At 60.3% G+C, this 10353-nt stretch carries 9 protein-coding genes; 8 read left to right on the top strand and 1 reads right to left on the bottom strand.

Going from position 1 to position 10353, the window contains the following annotated elements; translation table 11 throughout:
* Positions 1-120 precede the first annotated feature (120 nt).
* Genes HYX42_RS12635 through HYX42_RS12620 form a run of 4 tightly spaced genes read left to right on the top strand, consistent with a single transcriptional unit; the run spans position 121 to position 2735 of the window.
* Positions 121-792 carry a pentapeptide repeat-containing protein gene (locus HYX42_RS12635; RefSeq protein ID WP_293403464.1) on the top strand — a complete coding sequence of 224 codons (672 nt, stop codon included), beginning with the start codon at positions 121-123 and terminating at the stop codon, positions 790-792.
* 31 nt (positions 793-823) lie between these two features.
* The gene (locus tag HYX42_RS12630; protein ID WP_293403462.1) at positions 824-1495 is read left to right on the top strand and encodes a DUF3540 domain-containing protein; all 672 of its coding nucleotides are present in this window, start codon (positions 824-826) and stop codon (positions 1493-1495) included.
* A gap of 19 nt (positions 1496-1514) precedes the next feature.
* Positions 1515-1910 carry a PAAR-like domain-containing protein gene (locus HYX42_RS12625; protein WP_293403460.1) on the top strand — a complete coding sequence of 132 codons (396 nt, stop codon included), beginning with the start codon at positions 1515-1517 and terminating at the stop codon, positions 1908-1910.
* Positions 1911-1946: 36 nt separating this feature from the next.
* On the top strand, positions 1947-2735 hold the full coding sequence (locus HYX42_RS12620) for a hypothetical protein (RefSeq protein WP_293403458.1): 789 nt from the start codon (positions 1947-1949) through the stop codon (positions 2733-2735).
* Positions 2736-2743: 8 nt separating this feature from the next.
* Here the strand turns inward: HYX42_RS12620 and HYX42_RS12615 are convergent, their stop codons facing one another.
* On the bottom strand, positions 2744-3520 hold the full coding sequence (locus tag HYX42_RS12615; RefSeq protein WP_293403456.1) for a hypothetical protein: 777 nt from the start codon (positions 3518-3520) through the stop codon (positions 2744-2746).
* A 171-nt stretch (positions 3521-3691) separates the two neighbouring features.
* Here HYX42_RS12615 and tssJ point away from each other — a divergent pair, with 171 nt between their 5' ends.
* From tssJ to HYX42_RS12595, 4 genes are read left to right on the top strand one after another with little or no spacing between them, the layout of a single operon-like run.
* Positions 3692-4366: a type VI secretion system lipoprotein TssJ gene (gene tssJ / locus HYX42_RS12610; protein ID WP_293403454.1), complete on the top strand. Its 675-nt coding sequence runs from the start codon at positions 3692-3694 to the stop codon at positions 4364-4366.
* Between the two features lie 16 nt (positions 4367-4382).
* Entirely contained in the window at positions 4383-5771 is a 1389-nt protein-coding gene (tssK, locus tag HYX42_RS12605; RefSeq protein WP_293403452.1) for a type VI secretion system baseplate subunit TssK, read from the top strand.
* Position 5772: 1 nt separating this feature from the next.
* Positions 5773-6477, top strand: coding sequence for a DotU family type IV/VI secretion system protein (locus HYX42_RS12600; RefSeq protein WP_293403450.1), 705 nt, complete (start codon positions 5773-5775; stop codon positions 6475-6477).
* Positions 6477-10343, top strand: a complete 3867-nt coding sequence (locus tag HYX42_RS12595) for a type VI secretion protein IcmF/TssM N-terminal domain-containing protein (protein ID WP_293403448.1) — start codon at positions 6477-6479, stop codon at positions 10341-10343. Before HYX42_RS12600 ends, HYX42_RS12595 begins: the two co-directional genes overlap by 1 nt.
* The last annotated feature ends 10 nt before the right edge of the window (positions 10344-10353 follow it).

The following is a 10353-nucleotide window of genomic DNA, read 5'->3' as shown; positions in this document are numbered from 1 at the left end:
CCACCACGCCGTGACCCCGTTCAATGACTTGTTTGACTGCCTCAGCCTTGAATTCGGCTGTGTAGCTGACTCTCTTCATGACTTTTTCTCCTTTTCAATTTCGACCTTATCAGGTGTCTATTGAAACGGGTCAAGTCCACTTCGTTTCACGCATGTATCCTCAGCAAGGTGGACTTTGCAGGTGCCGACCTCACGCGCTGGACGGTCATGGATACCGACCTCACGACGGTGCACTTCGCGCGCACGCAACTGGTACAGGCTTACCTGAAAGGCTGCAAGCTGTCCGGCCAGCGGTTTTCAGGGTGTGACCTGACCATGACCATCTTCAACAACGCTGACCTGCAGGCTGCCGACTTCTCCGGTACGGTGCTGGACCGCACCAGTTTTATCGGTGCGAACTTACAGCAAGCCCAATTGGCTGGTGTGCGTGGCAACTACACCGCCTTGCTGGGTGCCAAACTCGTTCAGGCCAATTTGACGGGCGCCGTATTTGAAATGGCTGATGCCAGTGATGCCGACTTGACCGGGGCACGCTGTGAAGGCTCACGCTGGCACATGTGCATGATGCAGCGCATCAAGGCTGGCGACGCCGGCTTTGCGCATGCCAGCCTGGTGTATTGCGATTTGTCGAATGCCGATTTGTCGAATGCCGACTTCAGCCGCGCAGACCTGAGCGGTGCCAACCTGCATTCTGTTCGCGACAGTGGCACCCGCTGGGACGGCGCACAACGCAGCGGTGTACGTGAAACCGACGAAGCGCTGGCGCGCGCAGAGCGCTGGCAGGCAGCCTGAATAGAAACCCGATTTTGAAGGAGAGAAAACGATGTTGAATACTTCTTTGCCACAAAGCGCCACAGCCCTCGACAAAGGCATAAGTCTGGTGTCGGCCACGGTTACCGGGCAGGCAGACAAATGGTTTTTCCTTGGTGATGCAGATGGTGCAGATCGTGCCCTGCGTGCCGACAGCTGCCTGATTGCGCCGGAGTGTGGCGATACGGTGCTGGTATGCAGAGGTGTGACGGTGGGTGTGACCAGCGTGCCCTACATCCTCGCGGTGTTGTCCCGCGCGCATCCTTCCCACGGGGTGCTGGCCCTGCCGGGCGGGGCTGCCATCACCGCGGGCGGCGGCAAGCTGGCTTTCACTGCCAGCGAGATCACCATGGAGGGCGGGCAGTCGGTGAGCGTCAGTGCGCCGCAGGTGGAAATGAAGGCTGTCGAGGCTGACATGCAGTTTGTGAGCCTGCGTACTTCCATCAGGGATTTGCGCGGTGTGTTGGGCAACGTGACCACGGTCGCGCAAAGCATCAACTCCACGGTCGGGCGCCTGCTTCAGAAAGCCACCAACAGCTTCCGCTGGACCGAGAACCTCGATGAAACCCGCGCAGGCCGCATGCGTTTGCAGGTCGCCGAGCGCTTTCACCTGAAGTCAAAACATACCAGCATGATTTCAGAGGGCCAGGTCAAGATCGACGCTGAAAAAATCGATCTCGGCTGATCGGTACAAAGGAAGTCATATGTTCGCAGTCACCAAACAAAACGGCCAATGCATGGCCATGCCCGATGTCTGCAAGACACCTGCACCACCCGCCCCACCCATCCCTATTCCCTATCCCAACATCGCCATGCCCATGATGGGCAACCCAGCGACGATGAAGGTTTTGATAGCTGGCATGCCCGCACTCACCAAATCCTCCAAGATCAGCATGAGCAATGGTGACCAGGGGGGGGTCGCGGGCGGCGTGGTGTCGGGCAAGATGATGGGCGCTGCCGAATTCATCATGGGCAGCATGACGGTCAAGCTCGAGGGCAATCCCGCGGTGCGCCTGGGTGACCCGACCAAACAGAACGAGGGCAATGCTGTCGGTTCTGTGTTGGCACCCAGCCAGGCCGTCGTCATGATCATGAGCTGAAGTGGGAAACCCCCAAACGCACCGACAGGAACACACATGAAAAACGTCTGGATCAGCGCGCTGACCGAGAACCAGCCGCGCGTCAGTGCGGTGACCGCTGTGCTCAAACAGTATGGTCTCAACTGCACCGGCCATTTCTGGGCCGATGCGCCGGAAAAAATGAGCTGGCGCTCAGCGGTGACGGCCCTGCTTGATGCGAAGGCAGACCTGTGGCTGGTTCTGGCCGACGACGCCGAAATGGCCAAACCTGGTGTGCGTTATGCGTTGTCCCTGATGGCTGCCTCGTTACGCCAGATCAAGGGGCCGGGCTTCCAGATTGTGTTTTTGTGGAATTCCGCAGCGCCTGCTCCAGACAAATTGCCGCAGATCCTGCAGTCAGCGACCCTCGCCGAAGAGTCTGCCGCATCGTGGGCCGCCAAAATTGTGGCCAGGGCCAACATGCCAGGCAAAGCTGCAGCGCCTGAATACCGGCTGGACATTCAGGGCGATGAACGCCTCGGGCAATGGTTTGAGATCGGGCCTTCCGAAGGTGCATGGCGTGGCGTCGTTTTCGGCGTGACGGGGGAGGGTGCTGAAATCAATTTCCAGGCGGTGGGCTCCAAAGGCAGGCTGCCCGAAAAGACGACGCTGGAGTACGCACAGCAAGGCCTGAAAATCCAGGCCGGCAGCCGCGAGTTCACGGCATGGGCAGTGCGCAATCAGGTTGACGCCAACAGCTCCTACTTTGTGCGCGTGAAGGGCTGTCCCGATGCCATTCTTTTCATGCCGTATGCGAATGAAACTGATGACAGCGAAGTGAGCGCGACCATCCTGAGCCTGAAGTGAGTGCCGGCCTAGTCCAGACGTACCCTGGCCGGGCCGGTGATGTTGCCGGTCGATGTGAGCAGCAGCGCCTCGCCGGGATCATAGGGGAGCTCTGCCACCAGCTCTTCTCCGTTGAAACGGTAGCCGACCCGGTACAGGGACTGGGTGTATGCGGTTTGCGTGCTCGTGCCGCATACTTCGTCGCGGACAAACACTTCCGCATCCACATCGCCTTCCGGATCTGCAGCGGGCGCTGGCGGTACATCCGGCGGGAACACCATCTCCCAGAGTTTCATGCCGGCTACGGCGCCACCCAGTGCGACACCCACGGTCACCGGCACCTTGCCTTTCCCGAGTTTTCGGCCCAGCGCGCCGCGCAGCGCGTAGTCGGCAATGCCTCCACCCAGCACAAAGCCGGTAACGCCTCCAGGGCCTGCCAGATAGCCTCCGGCGGCACCGGCGCCCACGGCCGGCAGCATCCAGCGTTTGGCCGCGATGGCGCTGGCATGGTGCCTGAGCAGCAGCCCGCCGACGACCCCTCCCATGGCAGCGCCAACAATGGGCGTGAGGTTTCGCAAAAGCCAGGGTTTTGCGTTGTGCTCGCGGATCAAAACATCTCTTTGCGGAACCAATACCTGCCAGCAGATGGGTCTGGCGCTTTCCTGCCTGGCGAGGGTGGCGTAGGAATACAGGACAGGCGCTATGACCGGCGTAACGACTGCATCTGGCAGCGTCTCGGCAACCGTCTGGGCTGCGGCCGGACATACCAGCGCCAGGCACGTCAAACCCGTGGCGAGACGCGTCATGCCGTGGGGGGCCTGGAATGATGGTGTCAGAGGTAAATCCCCTGTGAGCCGGGTGATTGCGCGAATACGCATGGCTTATTATGAGCGTCGGCCATGAAAATGACAAAAATTACCGCTACTTGCCAGCGAACTTTGCTCCGCGCCGTGCGTCGGCTTGCGGGTGGTCTGATCATGTGCGGGGTGATCCTTTCCGTGGCCGGTTGCGCCGCCGCCAACTCACTGATGGGTGGCAATTCGCGCAAGGAGGCGGTTGCGGAAATTGCCTGGGATTTTGCTGAAAATGGGGTGCTGATTGAAATCGAGGCTGACCCCAGGTTGAACCAATATGACGGTGAGGCCCACACCCTGTTGCTGGGCATCTACCAGATGGAAGATCCGGCCGCTTTTTACAAGCTGGCAGCCGATACGGCAATGCTTGGAAAGGCGCTCGAAACCGGCAAGGGTGGTGATCCCTTTGTGCAATTTGTGCGGTATGTGGTGACACCGGGCCAGCGCACCATTTTTGCGGTGGACAGGGCGCAAAAGGCAAAATTCGTGGGTATCGCCGCCGGTTATTACCAGATGGATGCGGCCAAAAGCACGAGGCTCTTCCAGATTCCGCTGACGGTGCAAAGTGACGGGCTGGTCACCACGACCTACAAGGCCGCGCCTGCAACACTGGCGCTGCGCCTGAACCTGGGGGCGGATGGCGTGGTGAATGCACAACGGCTAAATCATGATCCCGCAGCAAAACCCAGGCTTGAGGCGGTACCCTTGGATGGTGGCGGAAAAGAAATCAAGCTGACTGCCGAAGACGCCAAAAACGCGGTCAATATGGGCAGCGCACTCCGCAAGCTGGACAAATAGAAGGCAACACGGCGATATGGAAGAAAAACAGGGTATTTACTGGCATCAGGGGATGTTCCTGCAGTCGCAGCATTTCCAGATGGCTGACCTGCATAGCCAGTTCCAGTCCAAGCCGTTGCAGGAGTCGGGGCTGCCGCATTTCTGGGGTGTGGGCGAACTTGAACTTGCCGAGGCTGCCACCGCCAACCGGACGGTGGAGGTGCAGTCCGCCAAGCTGATTTTTCCGGACCGCACCTATGTTGAATACCCGGGCAATGCGGTCATCAGGCCGCGCGCCTTTGCAACCGACTGGGTTGAGGGCGACAAGCCCTTTACGGTTTACCTCGGGCTCAAGACCCTGAGCGCGAGCGAGAAGAACGTGACCGTCGTACCCGGGCTCGCAGAAGCCGGTGCCGCAGCCACGCGCTTTGCCACACTGGCCGCGCCGCCTGACACCGCAGACCTTTATTCAGACGGACCGAATGCGCAGGTTCGCACCCTGCTTCACGTCGTCAAGATTTTTTTCGAATCTGAAATCGACAAGCTGCAGGACTACACCCTGATCCCCATCGCCCGGCTGGTGCGTGACGGCGATGTCATCAAGCTGTCGGACAGCTTCATCCCGCCGGCCTATGCCATTTCCGGGTCGAATGTCCTGATGCGCCTTATCAAGGATTTGCGTGATGAGCTGACCGGCCGCGCCCGCCAGCTGCAGGAGTACAAAAGCCCGCGCGAAATGCAGAAGGCCGAGTTCGATGCGAGCTACATGGTGTTTTTGCTGGCGCTGCGGTCACTCAATCGCGCCAGTCCCTACCTGTTTCACCTGACCGAAACAAAACAGGTGCACCCGTGGCTGGCCTACGGCGCGATGCGCCAGCTGGTCGGCGAACTGAGTTCCTTCTCCGAGCGCTTCAACATGCTTGGCGAAGCCCAGGACGGCACGCCCGGTCTGCCGCCTTATGAGCATACCGATCTGGGCAAGTGTTTTGACCGCGTGCGCACCATGGTGGGACACCTGCTCAACGAGATCACGGTAGGCCCCGAGTTCCTGACCATTCTTGAATACCGTGATGGCTTTCATGTCGGCAGCCTGCCGCGCAATTTCTTCGGCCAGCGCAACCGCTTCTATCTTGTCATCCGCACTGAAAAAGACATGGACTGGGTTGTCAGCTCCGTTCAGCGCGATGTGCGGCTCGCGGCCCTGCGCGAGATGCCTGGCCTCATCGCCCATGCCCTTCCAGGGCTGGAGCTGATACACATGACGGCTGCGCCGCAAGGTCTGCCGCGCCGTTCCTACTCGTACTATTTCCGTATCGAGCAGGTCAGCCAGCAGTGGGAGGTCGTCGAGCGCGAAGGGACCATAGCGCTTTACTGGCTCGATGCGCCTGACGACCTGAAGGCAGAAATCGTCGTCCTGCGGAGATAGCGTGCATCTGATCGATTGTTTTATCGCACCGCTGGCGTTCCTGAGGCAGTTCCAGATACAGCCTTCGGGTGACCTCGCCTCGGTGCGCCAGCAACTCGACGAACTGATTGCGCAGTCGCGCAACGCGGCCAGTGACGCGGGCATGAGCGATACCGATACCGAAGACGCATTGTTTGCGGTGCTGGCATGGGCCGATGAAGTCCTGCTGGCAACGCCCTGGGCGGGGGCTGGCGAGTGGGCGCGTCACCTGCTCCAGCGGCGTTACTTCAATGTCACCAATGCTGGCGATGCATTTTTCAAGCGGCTGGAAGTGCTGGATGCCCGGCAGATGCAGGTGCGCGAGGTCTATTTCTACTGCCTGAGCCTGGGATTCGCGGGCCGCTACGGTTACGACCGCAATGCCAAGGCGCTGTCGGACGTACGGCAGGCCACCCTGCAGCCCATGCTGCGTGACATACGCGCACAGCGTGAGGGCCTGGGTCTCACATCCGAGATGGAAAAGCTGATGTTTCCCGACGGTTATGCACACCTGCATGCCGCTGAGGGCGATGCGGGCAGCAAGCCTGCCAGCCGCTGGGACTGGAAGTTTTCTTCGCTGACTTTTAACGTCCTGCTGGTACCGCTGATCATCCTCGCCGTGCTGTACGGCGTGTACCACATCATCATCTGGCAGATGGTGAATTCGCTGATGGCCCAGATCAAGTGATGGGCAAACTCGGCACATTTCTGATATGGGTCTTCGCGCTGGTGATTCTGGCGCTTGTCAGCTGGGGCCTGACGCTCTACATGCAATGGCCGTTGTGGGCCATGCTTGCGGTTTTCCTGGGTGTACTGGGCCTGTACGCCCTTGTGAAATTCACCATACGGCTGGTTCAGGTTTACCGCTCGCGCACCCGCATGGCGCAGCTGACGGCGGCGGGCCAGGGGCAGGTGGTGAGGCAGGCATCGCCACGCGCCGTACTGCTACGAAAGTGGAACAGTGCGGTGGCCACGCTGCGCAACTCCAGCCTCAAGCGTTTTGGCAATCCCCTTTATGTGCTGCCCTGGTACATGGTGGTGGGCAAGTCCGGCACAGGCAAGACCACCGCCCTGACGCGCAGCCGTCTCGCGTCATCGATCCAGAAGGTCAACCAGAGCGCCCCCATACAGCAGACCGCCAACTATGACTGGTGGTTTTTTGACCGTGCCGTGGTGATCGATTGCGCTGGGCGTTATGTCGAAGCCGCCGACCTCGAACAGGACCGCAGTGAATGGGAGCTCGGCCTCGACCTGCTCGCAAAATATCGCGGCAAGGAAGGCCTCAACGGCCTGGTGCTGGCCATCAGCACAGAACGCCTGCTGCATCCCGACCGTGATGCCCTGGTAGATGAAGGCCGCGTGATTCGCGAGCGTATCGAGCAGCTCATACGGCTTTTCGGCAAACGCTTTCCGGTGTATGTCCTGGTCACGCAGTGCGACCGCGTCTATGGTCTTGAGCAATGGGCAAAGCAGTTGCCCGAGGATGCACTTGAGCAGGCCATGGGTTATCTGGCCGAGTCAGGCAGCAACGAGCCAGGGCAGACCCGTTTTGTCGATGCGGCATTTGGCAGCATAGGTGATCGGCTGCAGGCCCTGCGCGTGAGCCTGATGGCGCGCAGCACGCAGATTGCGCCCGAGCTGCTGCTGTTCCCCAACGAGTTCCAGCAACTCAAGCCCGGCATGGACGTTTTCCTGAAGGCCTGCCTGGGAGACAACGCCTACCTTGAAACGCCCTTCCTGCGCGGGTTGTTCTTCAGCAGCGGCTTGCAGGAGGGCGGTGCGATATCAAACCTTCTCGGCCATGTGCTGCCGCCGGTGCCGCGCCATGCGGGCAATACGGCGGGCCTGTTCTTGCACGACTTTTTCGGCCGCGTTCTGCCCCAGGACCGCCATATTTCGCTGCCCGCCTCGCTGCGCAATCCGTGGCGGTCTGCGACCCAGAACCTGGGCCTGCTGTCGTGGCTGCTGCTCAGCACGGCTGTGGCCATCCTGATGACGGTCGCGTTTGTTTCCAATCTTGAAACCCTGCACCTGCTGGAGGACAGACACGGCTTCAACTCGAAGTTTGTCGGGCGCATTGAGGATGATGCGGCCACGCTCGAAAAAATTGCCAGTTCGGTGGCCCTCATGGAGGCGCGCGACGACAACTGGCGCAGCCAGTGGATGGTGGAAAGCACCAACATGGATGACCTTGAAGACCGTCTCAAGAACAGCTTTATCGACAATTTCCGGAAATACATATTGCCGATTGACGACGCCAACTACAACGCAGATATCGAGCGGGTGGTGGTCAGTGACCCCGGTAATGAGTTCCCGCGGCAAATGCGCAATATCGTGCGTTACATCAACCAGCTTCATGCGCGTGAACATGGTGCGGACCTCAAGCAGCTCAGGGCCATGCCGCAACGTGAGTATGTGGCCCGCTACACCCCCGAACTTTTTGCACGCCTGAATGACCTGCACACGGCCAACATCGCGTGGTCGCCGCCGGGTGACAACTATGTTCCGCAGCGGCTGAAGTCACAGCAGCAGCTTCTTAACCGGCTGGCATTCAATGACCCCAACCTGACCTGGCTGACAGGGCTTGCCGCGTCCAACCCGGCGCTTCAATCGGTGACGGTCAATGATTTCTGGCGCAACGGGGCCCGCGTGGCGGCGCCGAAAGCCGGCGTCGAATTGCCGTCGGTGGCTGCGGCATTCACCATTGAAGGAAAAAAGTACATTGATCGTTTCCTGGTGGAGATGGAACGCAGCATAGACAACGGTCCGAGATTCCTGGCGCAAAAACGCGCTTTTGAGGTCTGGTACAAGGAGCAGCGCCTGCAGGCCTGGCAGAAGTTCGTGGCGGATTTCCCGGGCACTGAACGCACGCTTTCAGGTGAGGCAGAGTGGCGGGCCGCGCTGGGCCTGATTGCGGGCGTACAGAGCCCTTATTACAGGGTCATGGACCGCCTCAATGAAGAGTTTGCCGGCGAAGCCACAGACCAGTTGCCGGGCTGGCTGCAGCTATCGCGCCAGCTGGGCCAGGTACGCACACAGGCTGTCAGGCTGGGCGCTGCGGGTGAAGCGGTCAAGGTGGTGGGCGCCATCAATACCGTGGGCGGCAAGGCGATGAAGGAGGTGCTGTCCGGTGCGCCCGCGCAGGGCGAAAGCACCATCAAGAACAACCTCAATGCCGTGAGCACCATGCAGCAGTTTTTCACCGGCATCAACACCATCGCCGCCGAGGTGTCGGGCGGGCCTGCCAAAGCGTGGCAGGTGGCGGCCGACTTCCATGCCTTCGGCATTGACCCGGCCGTCAAATCATCTGCCATGCTGGCCGCGGCCGACAACCTCATCGCACTGCGCAAGCTGGTCGGTTTTGCCGGCCCCAATGAAGAGGCCGTCTGGCAACTGATGGGTGCGCCGCTGCGTTTTGTGCTGCTCTACACAGAAGAGCAAACTTCCTGCAGCCTGCAAAAGGAATGGGAATCCAAGGTGGACTTTCCCCTGCAGACGGCAGCCAACATGTCCTCGATGGTGGACCAGCTTTACGGCGCCAAAGGCAGCGTCTGGGCTTTTGCCGACGGCCCGGCCAAGCCATTTCTGACGCGCGATTCCAACCGCTTCGGCGTGGTGCAGACGCTGGGCTACAGCGTGCCTTTCACGCGCCAGTTCCTGCCCATGCTCAACGATGCGGCGGGCAAGCGTGTTGAACAACTGGTCATGCAGCAGCGCATCGAGCAGGAAGACCAGAGCCAGAAGCTCGCCGGTGAAAAAGAGCAGTTGCAGGCGCAGCAATCGCTGGCACAAATCGACCGCGTGCTGGCCGATGTGAAAACAAAGGTGGATGCGCTCAAGGCGCAGGTGCAGCAACTCACCATCACCACACAGCCGACCAGCGTGAACCCGGGCGCCAAATCAAAACCTTTTGCGACCGTGCTGTCGATCCAGTGCGCCGCCGGCGCGCGCGTGATCAGCAATTTCAATTTCCCGGTGACCGACAGTTTCCCGCTGGGTGAGCGCCTGTGCGGCGAGGTCAACCTGCAGATCAAGATCGACGATCTGGTGTTGTCGAAGAAGTATCCCGGCTCAAGCGGTGTGATCCGTTTCCTGCAGGATTTCCGCGACGGCGTGCGGCAGTTCAATGCCGATGAATTCCCGGCGGCGCGCGGCCGGCTTGATGCGATGGGCGTACGCCAGATTGGGGTGCGCTATACCTTTGACGGACAGGACGCCATCCTCCGTTCAAACCAGCAGCTCGAAGCGCTGGACCGACAGGAGAAGGAAAAGACGGCGGAAAAGCAGCGCCTGCAGGACGGCCAGTTCGCCCAGCAGCAACGTGGCCTGCAGGCCAAAATTGCCAGCGTGACCCGTACCTCCACAACCGAGGTGAGCCTGCCCAAACAGATCGGCGTGTGCTGGGATACCCGGTTTGCAGCACACAGGCCGCAGGACACCCAGGCCATGTTCAGGGAGCTTGCCGCCGCCCAACTGGCCCTGCCGGTGTCACCACCTGCTTCCCCAGCCTCTTCTGTGACCTCTTCTGCGCGCGGCACCACTGCCACCCGCTAGGCTGCCGTTC

This window comes from Polaromonas sp. (genome assembly GCF_016185115.1).
Taxonomy (GTDB): domain Bacteria; phylum Pseudomonadota; class Gammaproteobacteria; order Burkholderiales; family Burkholderiaceae_C; genus Polaromonas.
The sequence above is the reverse complement of the archived record's forward strand: the minus strand, read 5'-3'. Positions and strand labels throughout refer to the sequence as shown.